The sequence below is a fragment of the Phocaeicola massiliensis B84634 = Timone 84634 = DSM 17679 = JCM 13223 genome (assembly GCF_000382445.1).
GTDB classification, from domain to species: domain Bacteria; phylum Bacteroidota; class Bacteroidia; order Bacteroidales; family Bacteroidaceae; genus Phocaeicola; species Phocaeicola massiliensis.
On sequence record NZ_KB905473.1, the window covers coordinates 290,601 to 306,548 of the forward strand.

Annotated in this window: 17 protein-coding genes and 2 pseudogenes; 2 read left to right on the plus strand and 17 right to left on the minus strand. The window is 40.7% G+C overall.

Translation table 11 applies throughout. The features are described from left to right. Window positions 1–318: 318 nt before the first annotated feature. The 6 genes from HMPREF1534_RS05010 to HMPREF1534_RS04985 form a co-directional block, all read right to left on the minus strand. Complete coding sequence (locus tag HMPREF1534_RS05010) at window positions 319–843, minus strand: TetR/AcrR family transcriptional regulator (RefSeq protein WP_005942701.1); 525 nt, start codon at window positions 841–843, stop codon at window positions 319–321. A 239-nt stretch (window positions 844–1,082) separates the two neighbouring features. Further along, window positions 1,083–2,222, minus strand: a complete 1,140-nt coding sequence (locus HMPREF1534_RS05005) for a StlD/DarB family beta-ketosynthase (RefSeq protein ID WP_005942704.1) — start codon at window positions 2,220–2,222, stop codon at window positions 1,083–1,085. A 4-nt stretch (window positions 2,223–2,226) separates the two neighbouring features. Next, a complete protein-coding gene (locus tag HMPREF1534_RS05000; RefSeq protein WP_005942707.1) occupies window positions 2,227–2,847 on the minus strand; it encodes a TetR/AcrR family transcriptional regulator in 621 nt (206 codons plus the stop codon). Between the two features lie 493 nt (window positions 2,848–3,340). Then, window positions 3,341–4,321, minus strand: coding sequence for a hypothetical protein (locus HMPREF1534_RS04995; protein WP_005942708.1), 981 nt, complete (start codon window positions 4,319–4,321; stop codon window positions 3,341–3,343). A gap of 319 nt (window positions 4,322–4,640) precedes the next feature. After that, on the minus strand, window positions 4,641–5,192 hold the full coding sequence (locus tag HMPREF1534_RS04990) for a hypothetical protein (protein WP_005942711.1): 552 nt from the start codon (window positions 5,190–5,192) through the stop codon (window positions 4,641–4,643). Continuing rightward, window positions 5,185–6,222, minus strand: a complete 1,038-nt coding sequence (locus HMPREF1534_RS04985; RefSeq protein WP_005942714.1) for an AAA family ATPase — start codon at window positions 6,220–6,222, stop codon at window positions 5,185–5,187. Before HMPREF1534_RS04985 ends, HMPREF1534_RS04990 begins: the two co-directional genes overlap by 8 nt. Window positions 6,223–6,421: 199 nt before the next feature. On the opposite strand from HMPREF1534_RS04985, the gene HMPREF1534_RS21040 reads away from it, so the two are divergent. Both HMPREF1534_RS21040 and HMPREF1534_RS21045 read left to right on the plus strand, forming a co-directional pair. Further along, window positions 6,422–6,622: a hypothetical protein gene (locus HMPREF1534_RS21040; protein ID WP_008778767.1), complete on the plus strand. Its 201-nt coding sequence runs from the start codon at window positions 6,422–6,424 to the stop codon at window positions 6,620–6,622. A gap of 32 nt (window positions 6,623–6,654) precedes the next feature. Then, window positions 6,655–6,834: a hypothetical protein gene (locus tag HMPREF1534_RS21045; protein ID WP_008778766.1), complete on the plus strand. Its 180-nt coding sequence runs from the start codon at window positions 6,655–6,657 to the stop codon at window positions 6,832–6,834. 718 nt (window positions 6,835–7,552) lie between these two features. On the opposite strand, the gene HMPREF1534_RS04980 is transcribed toward HMPREF1534_RS21045, so the two are convergent. From HMPREF1534_RS04980 to HMPREF1534_RS04945, 11 genes and pseudogenes are all read right to left on the minus strand, one after another. Beyond that, a complete protein-coding gene (locus HMPREF1534_RS04980; protein WP_005942723.1) occupies window positions 7,553–8,107 on the minus strand; it encodes an imm11 family protein in 555 nt (184 codons plus the stop codon). Between the two features lie 2 nt (window positions 8,108–8,109). Beyond that, complete coding sequence (locus HMPREF1534_RS04975) at window positions 8,110–8,472, minus strand: AHH domain-containing protein (protein WP_005942726.1); 363 nt, start codon at window positions 8,470–8,472, stop codon at window positions 8,110–8,112. A gap of 87 nt (window positions 8,473–8,559) precedes the next feature. Next, a pseudogene (locus tag HMPREF1534_RS21405) lies at window positions 8,560–8,604 on the minus strand (hypothetical protein); the annotation flags it as partial. Window positions 8,605–8,787: 183 nt separating this feature from the next. Further along, window positions 8,788–9,696 (minus strand): tyrosine-type recombinase/integrase, encoded by a 909-nt coding sequence (locus tag HMPREF1534_RS19525; RefSeq protein WP_005942729.1) that lies wholly within the window; start codon window positions 9,694–9,696, stop codon window positions 8,788–8,790. Window positions 9,697–9,700: 4 nt separating this feature from the next. Continuing rightward, window positions 9,701–10,660, minus strand: coding sequence for a tyrosine-type recombinase/integrase (locus tag HMPREF1534_RS04970; protein ID WP_005942732.1), 960 nt, complete (start codon window positions 10,658–10,660; stop codon window positions 9,701–9,703). 39 nt (window positions 10,661–10,699) lie between these two features. Beyond that, window positions 10,700–12,331: a hypothetical protein gene (locus HMPREF1534_RS04965; protein WP_032937169.1), complete on the minus strand. Its 1,632-nt coding sequence runs from the start codon at window positions 12,329–12,331 to the stop codon at window positions 10,700–10,702. Between the two features lie 45 nt (window positions 12,332–12,376). Further along, entirely contained in the window at window positions 12,377–12,592 is a 216-nt protein-coding gene (locus HMPREF1534_RS04960) for a hypothetical protein (protein WP_005942738.1), read from the minus strand. Window positions 12,593–13,122: 530 nt separating this feature from the next. Next, window positions 13,123–13,899: a PDDEXK nuclease domain-containing protein gene (locus HMPREF1534_RS04955; RefSeq protein WP_005942740.1), complete on the minus strand. Its 777-nt coding sequence runs from the start codon at window positions 13,897–13,899 to the stop codon at window positions 13,123–13,125. A 19-nt stretch (window positions 13,900–13,918) separates the two neighbouring features. Further along, window positions 13,919–14,164, minus strand: a complete 246-nt coding sequence (locus tag HMPREF1534_RS20850) for a DUF1016 N-terminal domain-containing protein (RefSeq protein WP_005942743.1) — start codon at window positions 14,162–14,164, stop codon at window positions 13,919–13,921. A gap of 371 nt (window positions 14,165–14,535) precedes the next feature. Further along, window positions 14,536–14,871, minus strand: coding sequence for a hypothetical protein (locus tag HMPREF1534_RS04950; protein ID WP_005942745.1), 336 nt, complete (start codon window positions 14,869–14,871; stop codon window positions 14,536–14,538). Further along, window positions 14,868–15,803, minus strand: a pseudogene (locus HMPREF1534_RS04945) (RHS repeat domain-containing protein); the annotation flags it as partial. The pseudogene HMPREF1534_RS04945 and the gene HMPREF1534_RS04950, both read right to left, overlap by 4 nt. Between the last annotated feature and the right edge of the window lie 145 nt (window positions 15,804–15,948).

Here is a 15,948-nt window from a genome sequence, read left to right on the forward strand (position 1 = left end):
TTTTTCTTTCGCCATAATCATTGTTGTTATTTGGTTATGGCGCAAAGGTAGGTTTGTGAATAATGTGCGTCAAGGCGGAAAATAGAATGCTTACCAATTTATTCCAGCTTTTCAATTATCTACTTCCTTTTCTGATTAGTTATACTCAATTAAAAATCCTTTGCAAAATAAACCGACCAGTCGGTTTGTTTTGCAAAGATAAGTTTTTTCAAAGAATAATGAAAGGAGAATTTGTTTCAGCAAATGATATTTAACAGCTTATCTGCCTAAAGGCCAATGTTATGGCTCAAAAAAGGGAAAGAAATACAAACGTTGAGATTACATTTTTAAGAACATACCCAAAAACGTCTTACCGATGGAGGTGTTCAATATCTGCCTGCTGAATTCCACAGTATCGTTTACACACATCTTATGGTTGCAAGCCATATTTGAAAGGAAGTCCTGTTCCTTGGCAAAAAGTTCCTGGTACATTTGAGAAAAATCGTCCATATACTCGTGGGCGGAAGATACAAACTGCATATAATGCATCAAGCCATTACCATTCAATTGTTCAGGAAAACTGTTTATCACCCGTTCTATCGGATTCCGGTACAGCCTTAGAAACTCATCCCAATTCTTTTCTACTGCTGAGCCTATTTCGGTTGGAAGTTGGGATGCAGGAAAAAAACACATTTTCACAACCGCGTCCACCAACAATCTTTTGGAAGGGAAATAATGAATGACGGCCCCCTTGGATTTATGCACGGCAAACGCCACATCACAAAATGAAGTTTGTTTCATACCTTTCGCGATGAATAACCTATACGCCTCCTTAATAATCCTTTGTTTCAAGTTCGGGTTCATCTTACAGCTATATTACAGAAGAAATAGCACAGATGCAATCAACAACCCAAACGTGGCAGTGGAATGCCTAGAGATGAAGCTGACGCACCTGTGCTATATATCTTAATATAGCGCAAGCTGTCATATTCCATCTTATCTCTTTGAAATTTTCCACTTTTCGTTTGAAAGATGATATATGATACTATACTATGTCGTTTTTATCTGCGCAAAAATACGCTATTTATCGTTTATTTCCAAACTTAAACCACACTTAATAATACAGTTCCATAAGAAAAACGCCCACTTTCAGGAACAAGCAGTAATATTTTTTCTCCGGATTTGAGTTTACGGGTAGAACTAAATTCATCCAAGGCAGCCAGTATCGCTGACGATCCGATGTTTCCCACCCAGGTAAGATTGGTAAACCACTCTTTTTTGTACAATTCAAAACTTTCGTTTTTCATCGCTTCTATGAGATTGTTATAAATAACCATTGACGAAGAGTGAGGTATTACATAATCCACATCTTCAGAACTCATACCATGTTTATTCAAGCATGATTTAATATGTCTAATCCATAAAGGCATCAACTTCGTTCCTAAAAGTTTAATATCCTGTTTGATAACCATGAGGGACTCATTGACCAATCCCTGACTTTCGAAAGATTTCCAGCTTTTCAGTTCGCCGTCCTCTCTCCGGACAGCTCCGGCGAACATACAGGTAGGCGTTTCATTGGCATACGAATCCATTTCTATCCATTCAATCTTTAAAGATACGCCTTTTTCTCCCGGATGATTTTCCAATAACGCACAACTCGCACCATCGCTTAACATAAAGCGCAGGAAGTCCTTTTCCAAAGCCATATATGGATTGGTGCCCAAATTGCAGCATCTTTCATATTCGATGTCGAAGTTTTTGGACAAAAGCATGGCTGACACCAATTCAGATGTACTACATATTGCATTCTGTTTTTCTGATGCGGCTATACTCAGATAAGCTATTTTCAATGCTTGCAGACAAGACAGACAAACTCCGGCAGAAGAGAATATTTCAACAGGCTCTTCCCAAAGCCCATGTACCATAGACGCATGGGAAGGTAGAATCTGGTCAGGAGTAGCAGTAGCACAAGCAAGCAACTCAATATCCTTCTGACCCTTATCGGTTAATGCCAGCAACTTTCGTATAGCCAGCATCGCCATTTCCGCATTTGTATGGGTGATTTTCTGATTTTTGTTTAAGGCATAGTATCGCCGTTTGATACCATTTTGCTTTAAAACTATTCGTTGCACTTTGGAATGTTTTCCAGAAATGAGACCCAAAAACTCTTCCATTTCATCATTGGAAACAGGAGAGTTCGGAAAGAAGCTTGCCAGCCCAGTAATAAAAACATCTTTCTTCATTAGTTCAATTTTTAATTAGTTCATATTGATTATAAAGAACTGCTTTCAGTTCTTCTATTCGCAATCCATTCACCAATGCATCTTGAAAACATTTCCCAAACAGCAGGATTCGAAATGTCAAGGCCAATATAGAAGGATTAACATCGGATCTTATTTCTTTGGTTTCAACAGCTCTCACAAATATTCTTTCCCACAATTTTATTTCCTTATTTGTTATTTCGTTGAAAGCCCCGTTAAATCCCGGATAGAAATATTCTGCCTGCAAAATCAAGTTAAGATATGCACGTGTAATATTGGTCTTCTCTTTTTCTATGAGATAGACTTTCATTGCATCCATCGTTTCCTCCACCCTCTTTATGTAATAATCAATAAATTCAAGCAGAGAGGTATGAGATATATCCTTGAACTTATTTTTGGCATCTTGTTTGTGGAAAATGTAAAAATCGATTACATCAATGAACAGTTCCTGTTTGCTTGGATAATGATACGACATACATCCTCTTGATAAATTCAGACTTTTTTCTATTTCCTTCAGGGGAACTGTGTTGTAATCTTTTGTCAGAAACTGTTTGTATGCAGCTTCCCTGATTAATCTTTTTGTTTCTGAGCCTTTTACTCCTTTCATAACCTTGTTTTTTAGTATCATACAAAAGTAGGTCTTTTGAGTGAAAACACGTTCATTTTTAGCATTATTAAATATGTCCTACCCAATTATCCTTAAATCATTTATGACTATAAATTTCCGTTTATGAAATAAATACGAACGATGCCTTTTTCCCTTTTTTCTTATACATATATTATTTTTTGGCTATATTTGTTTTCAAATAAGCCGATTAGTCGGTTTGTTCGACATAGAGGAACCCAAACAGAAAGTGGAATTTCAAACAGAGATGTTCCTCTATGTCTTTTACTCCATTTTCCAGTAATCAATTCCATATTTATATTTTTGCGCTTAAAAAATACCGACCGTACGGTATTTTTTAAGCGCAAAAATATAAATATCTCCCATAAAAACAAAGGGAAAAATCAAATATACATTTGTACATTACTGTCGGCAGAGAAATACTGATAGCAATGTATGTTTGACTTTTCCCAATAAGAGGCAGTGTGCTACTTGTTTATCTTGGAATCATCTTGACTTTGACTTGTATTCCTTGGGAGTTCAAGACACGAACCGGTGTCTTTTCTCCGGCTTTCAAATAGAACAAAAGATAATCTTTCGCACGCTGGGACTCGAAGAGACCTTTTTCACGGTATTCGGCAATCCACTTTTGGATCATCGGAATCTGCCAGCGGTTCATCAAGATATAGTAACCGAAATAATACTCCAAATCGCTCAAGAAAATATTGAGTTTCAGGTAATCCCACCAGAACTGCTCTTTCCTTTTGCTTTTGGCGTTGAGTATGACGACCTGATGCCCATAAGTGTCACGGGGATTTTCCCAATCCTGTTGGGAGACAAACACATCGGGAACCACATTGTCGGCATGGTCTTTTGCCGGAATGAAGTGAGACAAGGATTCAATGGAATCCTTTATCTTTTCATATAAGGATGGTTCGTACTCTTTGTTGTACAGTATAACATCCCGCAAACGGGTGGAAGTGAGATGGGTCACCACGGAACGTCCTATCATACAGTGATCCGGAACAGTCATTACCGATGCCAGCCTTTTCATGAATCTGATTTCCGCTTTTGCCTGTTCTTCCTTATCCGATTTTTTGAAAGGATAATCTGACCAGGCAATCTTCCGCATTCCCCGATGCAGGTCCGTAAGCTGCAAACCCGCATAAGCGCAGAAAATGGAAGCACGAATAATCTTGAAGATAGGGGTACGGTCACTCTCGTGTGCCACGTAAGGCAGATTTTCCACTCCAAAAAGCATTTCATTTTCCGCTATCAAGTCGGCAGAGATTGTCTTGCCTTCTTCCAGCCGTCCCTTAATCTTGAAATTACGTTTTTGATATCCCCAGGTGTGAACAGGGCGCGTAGCTATCAGCGTCACACAATAATTGCCATTTTGCGGCGTGAAATCTACATTTTGCGGCGTTGCATTGAGCATCAGTTCGTTCAGCAACTTAATCTTTTGGGTATAGTCCATAAACAATTGGTTTTAAGTGAAACATTTTGTTAACAGTGCAAATGTAGGCATCAAGTTTCGTACCGGAGTTCCGTTTTTCGCCGAAAATCACTGCAACCTCAATAATATATTCTATTTTCATTCGAGCAAACACTTTCCGTTCGGCAACAAACCGATTAACGGGTCTGTTTTTGCAAATATATCTTTTTCCCTTTAAACAAGAGGAAAATACAGGATTTATTTTTCAGAAAACAATACATAAACAGGCTATGCAATCAATCCGCAATAAAAAGGGAGCATAAAAGAATGGTGGCAAAGGATACCAGAATCTGACGGGAGACTATAAGAACGAGATTTCCGTATCCGGCAATACATCGGAAATATTTTCAACCGGATTGATGGAAATTTTAGCGGCATGTAACCAAGACAACTTTTGCTTTAGTTTTTGCATCCAAATACTCATACGAACCTTATGTCCTTTTTCATCTGCCACATCCAGTTCTATACAGGCAATGATGACTATCTTTTTCTGCCCGTCAAGCAGCAACCGGTTAATCCGGGTGAAAAAATCTTCATCGTTGGTTGAGAAACGTGCCGCATTGGTTGCCGTGGCAATCGTGTCCCTGACTTTGACAGCAATCCTGCGCATCAATTCGTCGCCTTTTGCCTGAAGAACCTCTTGAGTTTCCGCATCGTGCGTATGCCCCCTGTAATTCTTCACCTCGACCAGAAACAGCTGTCTGTTATCGTGAATGCCCAAGAAGTCCACCGCCTTGGTAGGTTGCAAGGCATTGCTTACCTTTTTGTGTGCCAAATGTTCATCATACTTGACAACAGCCCATTGGGGAGAGCTGAACTTGAAGCTTATACCGCTTTCCTGAAAATCACTCATATCTGTTGATGAATTGCTGTTCCAAATCGTAAAATGCCGCATATTCCTCCAATATCGGATTGTTCTGTATGCCAGCCAAGGTTTCGCTTTCCTCTACCATAATTCCCTTATCTTCTTTTTTCAAGCCGAAGAACTTGACGGATATGTTCGTGTGCTCCTTGTATTCGGAATAGAGAGAAAGCGTATGTGTAAGCAGGTAGTCGTGAGTGGCGACGAAAATCTGCAAGCCGCATTCCTGAAGCACGCGGATAAACTTTGCCACGACTTTCACAAGAGCCGGATTCAGGTTGGCTTCGGGCTCGTCCCAGAACAGGATGGTGTCCGCATTGATTTCCCCATTCAGTATGAGGTACAAGATGGAAGCCAGCTTGCGGAGTCCTTCCGCCACCAAGTGCGCTTCCATGTTCCCTTTTTCTGTCTGTATATAGAAACGTCCGTTCATCTGCAAAACCTTGAACTGCAATTCCTGCTCCAGCAACTCGATAGCCGGTTTCAACGGATTGTCTTCCGACTCACGCAATATGGGGAGTGACAACGCGTGTGCCAGGTTGATATACGTTTGGTCAAATGAAATTTCACGCTTACTGCTCAAACCGATAAAACCTTCGAACAAAGAGAACATCTCACGTGGGGGGATATAGATAAAGTGGCGGTCGTCCCACTTTTCGTCCGTTTCTAATTTTACAGTTGTTTTGGAAGCGGATGAGAAGCTGTATCGCAACAGTTTGCCGTCTATCGTGACTGTAATGTTCGCCCTGCCTGAAGGCACTCCCTTGTTGACCAAGTTGCCTATGACATCCGGCTTGAAATAAAATATCATGTCTTCCGCCAAGATATACTCAAACTGTTCCTTGGAAGCTGAGTTCTTGCCGAGGAAGTCATGGCGTGCCTGCAAAGTTGCTGCCAAGCATTTGAGAACGTGCGTCTTGCCCGTACCATTCTTGCCAATAAGGACGTTTATCCCTTTGGTGAAATCAAACCGGGTATTTGCAAAGCCTGTAAAATCAGTTAATAATATGCTGTTAATCATTGAATATGTTTCATTTATACTAAGTAACTACAAAGGTAATTTAAAAAACGGAAGCGACAAACCCGGTTTTAAAAAAGTTATGATTATTAGGCTTATGTTTTAGAACTATCAATGATTTGCCGACAGCACCGGAAGCCCGTATCATAGACGAAGCGAAACGGTACAAGAGTACATTGGCACGTGCCATTTGTAATCCGTTTTGGCACGATGCCCCCAGCAGGAACCGAATGCGCATTGCCTGGCAGACGAAGCGGATGTATCCGGCAGTTCCGTTGCCGAAGCCACCGCCCGTGTGGTCTGCCTTCTGTCGTTTATACGCTCCTTGTATGAGAAGCATCCGGTTGTTGTAACCAAAGACGAAGTCGCTATTCCGGTGGGGAATATATGGAAAGAGAAGTAATTGTTTTCCATCTTGTTTAAAAGGAAGGGGAATTGCTTCTCAAGAAGTATATCACGACTCGTTTCAGCGGAGGGAAACTTGATTTCAGCCTTATAGATGACATTCATGGATTTTCCCTTATTGACGATGAGAACCAAAACGAGTTTATTGATTCATTCCACAAATTTGAAGAATTGGATTGCCATAGCAACGGACAAAGGATTGGATTATAAAACGTATAATAGAATAAGAAAAGCAAGCGTTATTTTTCGGATGACTTATGGAAGAAAGGCATTAAGAAATTCAGAATCACTCAGCGGAACAGGTGTTTTGGCTATGTGGAAAATGGTATTTTTTATGTGTTGAGGTTTGATTTGGGCCATGAGTTGAGTGATGTGAGGTGATGCTTTGTACAGCGTTATTTTTAATAAGGATAGTCGTAGGCTGTCCAAAAACTCATATCCTGTTATGTGCATTATGCTATGTTTTAGATAAGAGTTCTTGGACAGCTTGATTATACCTTTTTATTTTAAGTCCTTTTACTAATTAAACAAACAATCGCAGATTTATAAAGATTGGTATCCTGCTTATCTCCATATACTTTTAGAGGGGATTTCAAGGATTATAAATCCTAATACTTAGTAACCGGCGGATTACTCCGCCGGGATGGGTGATTAATATCCGTTGGGATTGGTGGTTGTTAAAAATAGTCAAGGTTCCGGTTTGATGTTCTAGCTTTTAGTTCAAAAAAGATATGATACAAGTTCCAAAGTGCTGATAATCATATCTCTTTAAATCAAATTGACCTAATGATTTAGCAATACTTTTTCGTCTATTAAAATTGAACTTAAAAGCAATACTATTCCCAATGATAATCAATAGATTAAGTTGTTAAATCAATATCAAAAATGAGAAAGTAAAACTGGACACCCTAAAAAACAGTCATGTCAATTATTTAGCAATACCTGCGCATGTAAATTTCAGCCCAGTAATTGCATTTTGCTGTATGAAATCTATAAATTCATTCGTACAATAGTAATTATTATAAAAAATATTATCCCGAAATATGATATATGATCCGATATTTTTTTGATTAAAATCACTGTTATTATCTCTCATCATCTTTAATATTTCTTCATTGCTTTTAAACTCTGTATTTAAGGCATTTACTGTATTTAAAACATTTATAAAGTAATAATCTGAAGTGTTTTCATTTACATTGACAGGCAAAATTTCTATTTGTCCACTCAGTTTTTTAGCAAACAATGAAGAGACTCTTTTATTTACTATTAAACAGCCAGAAAAGTAACAAGATGCATCGAAATCTTCACTTCGTTTATCTTTCTTTTTTCTTTTATCATTAAAAAGTTCTAAACTAAATCCTTTCCATTCATTGGCGAGTGATTGACCTTTAAAATTCAATCTGTTTTTATGTAATTCGTCATCTTTCTTGAATACAAAGAACTTATAATTATCAAAGTCTTGTTCAATTTTATATATATTCATAGCTACCAAATTTGTTTGTTAAATAATAAATCTTCTTGTAATCTTTGCAACTCATTAAGAACTCCAGTTCTTCCACCAAAGTTTGAAGCATCTAAAATTCGTTGATTTACGGTTTTATAGTATTGGTCTGTATGTATTATTCTATGATATGCTCCTGATTGTTTGCTATTAGGATCAATATGTTTAAGATAAATACCATTTTCAGCACAATTTATATCTATTTTATATAGTTCTAAAATATCACGTGCGTCTTGTGCTCGAGGATCATCACCAGCTACAATGTGATGTGCCGCAGAACCTTTTTCTTTATGCCAAGCTCTATTCGTCATTCCTTTTTTCTCTAATTCCTTCTGTGCTTTGCGCATGTTTTTTTTCAGTTCTTTGGTACATGACAGCCCTAATACATCTGTTAAACTATTGTTATCAGACACATAACTATAATGCGTTGGATTTCCTCCTAATAATCCAATAGGGTCTTGAGAAATGTAAGATCCAATATTTGCATCATAATATCTGAACCCCTTATACTTCCGTTCTTTAAACTCTCAAAACTTTAAGGTCAGAGATTAAAAAAACAGTTCCCACACTGCCTCACAGTCCAAAACAAACTCAAAGAACACAAAAAATCCGCAAAAAGCCCAAAACAGCTTCCTGCGGACAAAGGTAATAAAAAAGTCGGATTATCGGTTTATGATATGCGTATAAATCTGTGTGCTTTCCAAACAGCCGTATCCCAAAAATCGAGCGATATTCTCCACGCTCATGCCGTTCTGTAACAGATGTGTAGCTATGGAGTGGCGTAAAACATGGAAGTGTAGCCGCTTGTGTTTAATCTCTTCGTTATCGCATTGCTGATGTAAATAGTGCAGATCCACCGACAGGGTTATTTTCTTCTGCACAAAAAGGCGGTCATGCCCGCACCTGATTTGATTGCGGAAGTTGTAAATATAGTGCTGCAAGGCTTTGTACACATTGTCGCTCATCGGTACTATCCTGTCCTTGTAGCCTTTGCCCTGCCGTATAAAAATCGTTTTTCTATTGAAGTCTATTTCTGCGGGCGTAAGGTTGTATCCCTCGCTTAAACGCAATCCGCAGGCGTAGAAAAGTACAAAAACCAACTTCAACTGCTCCTGTTTGAGTTGCCTGTGTTCGTGGTCTAAATGCGGGTACAGGTGGTTGATAGCCTCTTGCAGCATTTTTATCTCTTCCACCGTAAAAGGTTCTATTCGGCGTATCCTTTGGGATTCGTCTATGGTAATACGGCGGTTGGTGGGAACAAGCGATGTCCGTGCTCCCATTTGGTGCAGAAACTCGCACAACTTGTCTATGGCGGTAAAATAATCGTTCAGATAGGAAGCACTTAACGTTCTGCCCTTAAACTTGGTATTGGGGCGGGTCTGTTGGCAGTCAAAAAAATCGTTGATGTGCTTTTGTTCGGCTTGAACAATGTGGGTAATGTCTTTGCTTTCAAGCCATAGAAAAAAATCTGTTACCCTATAACCGTAGTTACATACCGTTTCGGTAGCAAATCCCAACGTATCCAACCAAAAAACGTACTGTTCGTGTATTGCCTTAAAATGCGTGTTCATTGTTTTAGAACGGATTAAATTTTGTGATGTCTTCCGCCAGTTCTTCAATGTGGTTGGGCAGATACTCCTCCGTACTGATGATACTTTTATGCCCCGCCATATATTGGGCTTTACGCAGTCCGTATGTCCTTATCCAATATGTGATAAGTGAAGCCCTTATCTGTGCGAGGGAGACAAAGTGCCTGTCTATACGTTTGAGTGCTGTCGTAAGCTGTATCAATGCCCGTGTGGCGTGTTTTTCACTGTTATCCTGTCGCACAGGCAAAAACAATGTGCCGCTTTGGCTCTTGCCCGTCAGCAGGGGACGTATCCCGTTCATGTAACGTATCAGCGTACCTGTTTGCGTGGCGTGCAACGGCAGGATTCTGTCCCTGCCTCTTGTGGTGGTCTGTACCGTTACGGTGGCTTTGTACAGGTCTATATCTTCGGTTTGTAGATGTAACACTTCCCTTGTGGTCAAGCCCTGATGTATAAAGAACAGCAACATCACATGGTTACGGGTTTTGGTGTGACAGCTCTCTTTATAAAGGGTTGGACGTATGCCCGACAAGGATTTTTCTTCCGCCGCTTTTACATAGAGCTGATAATAGCTGTCGGCAAGTTCGGTCAGTTCTTCAGGAGTGTAGATGTAATGCAAACGCCGTTTTTTAACTCCCCGCAGTTTGATGAGTGCGGTGGGATTAAGACAGATAATCCCCTGCCCGACAAGACAGTCAAAGTAATGTCGCAGGGCGATAAGTCCGTGATTACTGCTTACGGCTTGATGGTTCTTATGGTGTTTTAGGTAGCTTAAATAGTTTAAAATGTCTTTCTTCTGTACGTTTATCGTATCTTGGTCGCCGTACCACGATATAAAAAGACTGACTTGTCTTGCGTATTCTTTTATCGTTACAGGGCTTTTGCCTTGCTGCTGTAAATAGTTTTTAAAATCTTCCATTCTCTTGGGTTGCATCTTTTCATTCATAAATTTCTTTTTTTGCGTCGTCCTACTCCCAAAGGCTTGTTATAAAACGGTTTGCGGGTCGGTCATCGGGGATTGGCTTACTGTCTTACTGCCTGTCGCAGCGAGGGTATAATAATACTGTCGGTTTTTCCATTCCCGTTTGAGTTTTCCCTGCTGCCAAAGACGTTTTAAATAGCGGGCTTCGGTGATTTGACTTCTGCCTGTCAGGGTGGTAAAATCGGCTGGAATATATTCCCGGTCAGGACTTCGGGCTTCAAGTTCCAAAAGCAATTTAAGGGTATATTCCTCTTTGTCGTCAATGCGTTTACGCTTTGAGGGCTTTTGCGGTGATTCCGCACTTAATCCCGTTGAAGGTTCTTGTTCGGATTCTGCTTTTTGCTCGGGTTCTGTCGGCGGATTCTGCTCTTTATGGTAAGCGTTCCACACATCTTTTAAAGTGGCTTGCATCTCCTGTTCGATACGTCCCTGCACCTCCTTTTGGTTTCCGAAGTCCGTAAGTTTGTAAATAAATCCCTCCCTGTGCTTGTTTCCGCCTGCCACTTGGATGTATGAAAACAGTTTTAACTCCTGCAAATAGCGGTTCAGCGTGCGGGGATGTATCGGTTTGGTCTTGCGTATATCCAAAGCGGTGAACTGTGTGGTCTTTGCCTGTTGCAGATACTCCGTGAGCCACTTGTAAAAGCCTCTTACGGACGTGCTCAGTTCATCAGCCCGCCTGAACAGCGTGTTTTTGAGCAGGGCAAACGCCATTTCAATATCCTGCGGATGGGTGCGGATAAATATCTCTCCCGCATCGGTGTCGGTCAGCCGTTCCCTTTGGTATTGGAAAAAGAAAGTGATTGCCTCGATAAAGTTAAGGAGCAGCAACAGCGATTTGCGGGGATAGGCTATATCTTGAGGCAGGTTTATCAATGTGGCATACGGATTGACAACACTGATGTTTTGCAGTGAGGCAATCACGCATTTTAAAAGGTGCTGGGCTCGGGCAATATCTTCGGTTCTTATCTGTCCCGCCCTGCACTTCTTCTGATACTCCATAACGGCAAGGTCTTGGGCGGGGCTGTGGTTCAGGTGCAGGCACAGGAACGGCAGACCGAGCTCCTCAAAATTCTTGTCGGAGTAGGCACAGGCTATCAGACAGAGTCTGGCAACCACTTCAAAGGTCGTGGAGTGCAGCATCCCGTCTTTATCCTTGGTGGCACGTGTATTTACCAACCGTCCCTGCGTCTGGAGCGTTGCCAACGGTTGCAACATCTGTGTAGTCCATTCCAGATCCTCGACAAAAAGGACTTTGCCGTTAATATCCCCGCTGTCGAAGTAGTACAGGGCGTTTGCCGATATACGGCTGTGGAACGAGAACGAGCCGTCGGGCATACACTCCGAGAGCTTTTGCAGGATATAACTTTTACCGATACCCGATTTTGCCAGACACAAAACCGAAAAGGGATTGGCCGACTTGTGCGACGCCAACGCCAAGAACAGGATAAGGGCATTACGGTCTTCACCCAAAATGCCGATGGTGTTCAGTTGCTCCGTCAGACTGCCCGACAGGTTCTTTCCCGAAAGAAAACGTACCGCTTGGCGTCTGTCTTCCTCGCTCGGAGAAAAAGCCTGTTGCGGGGATTTGCCCGTGTAACGTAACTGTTGCAGGCGGTATTCTTCCAACTGCAAGGTAAGGGTATAAAGGCTGCGGCTGGCTTCGAGGAGTTTCAGACCTCATTTGTCACAAAGGGTTCTTTGAAGCTTGTCGGTTTGGTTGTCATTGTATAAATCCAATGTGGTGCGCTGCGGCGGATAGTCATTGTACGTGATGCGGAGCGTGCAAACCATGCGTTCCACTTGTGACAAATCCACTCCGCCCAGAACATCAACCGTTAACAAGTCATCCGTATAGGTGATGAAACGGGAGTTTTTTATCTGTAAATTCTTCATGCTGTAATTGTTTAAATGTCAGGCACGAAATAACACAGATTATACGAGAAATGAAAATGAAGTTATTAACACAAAGGGATGACTGACAACCATTTCCCTCTTTTCTTCTGATGGTTTTAAGGGATTGGATCATGCTTCGTTTTTCATGTCTATTTGTCCGTTTTTCTCTTTGTCTTTTAGTCTGATGATTGGGGCTTTCTTTATAGGGTCTTTCTTTATTCAATCTATTCAAGGGAGGGAACAGGCATGAAGCTATTGAACAACTCAGGGATCGGTCTATAAGGATAAGTACAAGAAGTATTTCTTTTAACAAAAATGCGTGACATCAAAAGGAGGGGATAAATAGAGATTACCCCTGCCAAAAATTGACACTTTTAAATTTACTGATTCTGTTTTCTTGATTGGGAGCTTTCATACGTTACAGATAGCCATGCAAGAACATACCCTAATGAACCATGGATAGGGCATGTTCTCGCATGGCTAATTCTATTTGGGGACTTTCTGTTCTGCAAGACAAGGAGTTTTGCTCTTTATTGATTCAGTTTCCTTTCCTGTTCTATCTGTACCCGTTGCCGTTCTATCTCTTTTTTAAGTTCCTGTTCTGTCGGCAGATAAAGCATGTATTTGGACGCAAAAATCTGGTTGCTGTCATTGAGCAGGCTATATTTTACAATGATCTTGTCTTTTTCGGTACATAGAATAAGCCCGATTGTCGGATTATCGGTTTCCTGCCGCATCTTTTCCTCAAAATAGCGTACATACATATCCATCTGCCCGATGTCCTGATGGGTAAGCGGTTCGGCTTTCAAGTCTATGATTAAAAAGAATTTGAGTATATAGTTATAAAATACCAAGTCCGCATAAAAGTGTTTGCCCGTGTCGGTGGTAAGTCGGTACTGGCGACCCACAAAAGCGAAGCCCTTGCCTAATTCCTGCAAGAAGTTCTGCAACTTATCTATAATTGCCTGTTCCAGTTCATTCTCCCTAAAGTCAGTATTATCCTTTAAGCCTAAAAATTCCAGTACATAAGGGTCTTTGATAATGTCTTTCGGCTCTTGCCTGATTTCTTTTTCGGCAGCTTCATCCTTGACTATTTGGGTATTGTGGCTCATAAGCATCCGTTCGTAATAGAGGTTGCCGATTTGCCGTTCAAGCGTTCTCGTACTCCAGTTGCAATCTATGGTTTCCTGCATGTAAAACAGCCTTGCCTGCTCGTTCCCTACCTTTAAAAGCAGGCGGTAATGTGTCCAACTCAATTCAGGACGCAGTGCGTCACATTTTGGATAAACGAGGTAAAAGTTACGCATGTGGCGCAGGTTACTTTCATCAAAGCCACGACCATGTTTTTTTAGTCAGTTTTTGGGATAATTGTTTGAGAACCTGTTTGCCATATTCCGCCCTTTCTTTTCCCTTTTGTTCATCTTCGACGATTACTCTGCCGATATGCCAGTATGCCCTGACCATCGTAATATTGGCGGTACGGTAAACCGCAGCACGTGCCTCTTCGATTATTTGGTTAATCGTGTCGTAAAGGGTACTGATTCCTTCTGTTATTTCTCCATTTGTCGCCATGTCATTCCAATAATTTGTACGCAAAGGTAGTAATTTAAAACGACTTGAAAACAAGGGGATTACTTTCTTTCATGCTCCGCAGGAACAGAGGGGCTTTCTTTATCGGGGCTTTCCTGTAATCGGATAAAAGGGAATGTAGCAACCCTATAAAAACAGAATGCTGTTTTGACCTGTTTTTTCAATGAAATAAAATCCCGTTTATAGAACCGAAAAAATCCCTTAAAACCATCAGAAGAAAAGAGGGAAAACAAACAAAATACCTGTTGATAACTTTTTTGTGAGAGATACCGTTTAAGGATTGTCGGAAAGACAAAACCACCCCGAAAGGTGGTTTCATCTATAATACAGACAGATATAGGAATTTGTATATTTTATTTAAGTACAATATAAAAATCATCTTTGCCTTTCCATGAAATCTTATAATATTTACTATCAATTAATCCTATTTCTTTGTAGTAATCCACTAATTCTGAGGGAGACCAATCTTTTCCGTTAGAAAAAAGGGCTTCTAATGCAATTAGTTTTTTTATCAAAGTTACCCGTTGAGTTATATCCTTTGTAGGTAAATCTAACGCATAATACTTCCCTTTTTTTACAAATCCCATAGCAATAAGTTCCTTCTTGAAATTATCACCAGAATTACTAAGTAGAATACTCTGTCCAGCTAATTCAACTACTATAATTTTGTTGTCTAAACTTTCTCTCATTTCACAAGAACTGTTAATATTGTTGTTACAGACGCATTGTCTGTTGTTGGAATTGAATTTATAACCATTTCGGGAGCACCCCCAGGCAGATGTTGACCACCTCCTAAGAAATATTCATTACCTTCTAAAGGACTACGAGGATTCATAGAGGAAATTCCACTAACTTCTCTGATTTTAAAACCATTCTGAAGACTACCAGGATTTAGTCCCATGTCAGATTCTATTTTTGCGGCCTTTACTGATGAAATTGTTATAGTATCTCCCTTTTTGAAGTTACCAAAATACCCCAATGCTCCTTTGCAATCTGTAATGAAAGTCCCGTTTCTACCAATGCTTGGATATGCATCCCAATCTGTTGGGCTAATATTAAAGCCCTTATTATCTTGTAACATCTTATGTTGCCTTGCTCTTGCTTTATTTACTTTGTCACAATCCAATCCAAATGGGTCAACCTGTGTATTGGGGTCGAAAACATATCCGTATAGCGTAGGATTACCACCCGCCAATCCAATCGGGTCAGAAGAAATATACATCCCCATCTTCGGCGAGTAGTACCTGAATCTATTATAATACAATCCAGTCTCAATATCCTCATACTGTCCCTGGAATCTGAACGGACAATCAAACTCCGCTCCCTTATCAACGGCAAGCACTTTTCCGTAAATGTCCAGCGTGCAGTCCCAAGTCTTATTTCCCTGTCCGTCGTACATCTGGATGGGTGTACCCAAGTAGTCGGACACAATGGAATACTGCTTGCTCTCCTGTATCTTTGCCGTAGGTACAAACGTACCTGCCTCGAACACCCAGGTAGTAATATCTTCTACCGGTTCTTTTGGAAGGGTGTTTCCCTTTTCGTCTGATTGTAAGTCAATGGTTTTATAGCTCCACTCATGTAAAGGCACGTTTCCATCCCACACCCAGCGTGTGGGTTTTGTCTTTCCGACAATCCTTAAACGGTATCTCTCACAAAAAAGTTATCAACCTTGTTAACGGTTGATGTTCTGGGCGGAGTGGATTTGTCACAAGTGGAACGCATGGTTTGCACGCTCCGCATCACGTACAATGACTATCCGCCGC

Excerpts from the sequence above, each read along its gene's own strand:
- HMPREF1534_RS05010 (WP_005942701.1), bottom strand. The coding sequence starts at position 843 with ATGAACCCGAACTTGAAACAAAGGATTATTAAGGAGGCGTATAGGTTA.
- HMPREF1534_RS04995 (WP_005942708.1), bottom strand. The coding sequence starts at position 4,321 with ATGGACTATACCCAAAAGATTAAGTTGCTGAACGAACTGATGCTCAAT.
- HMPREF1534_RS04985 (WP_005942714.1), bottom strand. The coding sequence starts at position 6,222 with ATGATTAACAGCATATTATTAACTGATTTTACAGGCTTTGCAAATACC.
- HMPREF1534_RS04950 (WP_005942745.1), bottom strand. The coding sequence starts at position 14,871 with ATGAGAGAAAGTTTAGACAACAAAATTATAGTAGTTGAATTAGCTGGA.
- HMPREF1534_RS04960 (WP_005942738.1), bottom strand. The coding sequence starts at position 12,592 with ATGAAGAATTTACAGATAAAAAACTCCCGTTTCATCACCTATACGGAT.
- HMPREF1534_RS05005 (WP_005942704.1), bottom strand. The coding sequence starts at position 2,222 with ATGAAGAAAGATGTTTTTATTACTGGGCTGGCAAGCTTCTTTCCGAAC.
- HMPREF1534_RS04955 (WP_005942740.1), bottom strand. The coding sequence starts at position 13,899 with ATGCGTAACTTTTACCTCGTTTATCCAAAATGTGACGCACTGCGTCCT.
- HMPREF1534_RS20850 (WP_005942743.1), bottom strand. The coding sequence starts at position 14,164 with ATGGCGACAAATGGAGAAATAACAGAAGGAATCAGTACCCTTTACGAC.
- HMPREF1534_RS04990 (WP_005942711.1), bottom strand. The coding sequence starts at position 5,192 with ATGAGTGATTTTCAGGAAAGCGGTATAAGCTTCAAGTTCAGCTCTCCC.
- HMPREF1534_RS19525 (WP_005942729.1), bottom strand. The coding sequence starts at position 9,696 with ATGAACACGCATTTTAAGGCAATACACGAACAGTACGTTTTTTGGTTG.
- HMPREF1534_RS05000 (WP_005942707.1), bottom strand. The coding sequence starts at position 2,847 with ATGAAAGGAGTAAAAGGCTCAGAAACAAAAAGATTAATCAGGGAAGCT.
- HMPREF1534_RS04980 (WP_005942723.1), bottom strand. The coding sequence starts at position 8,107 with ATGAATATATATAAAATTGAACAAGACTTTGATAATTATAAGTTCTTT.
- HMPREF1534_RS04970 (WP_005942732.1), bottom strand. The coding sequence starts at position 10,660 with ATGAATGAAAAGATGCAACCCAAGAGAATGGAAGATTTTAAAAACTAT.
- HMPREF1534_RS04975 (WP_005942726.1), bottom strand. The coding sequence starts at position 8,472 with ATGCGCAAAGCACAGAAGGAATTAGAGAAAAAAGGAATGACGAATAGA.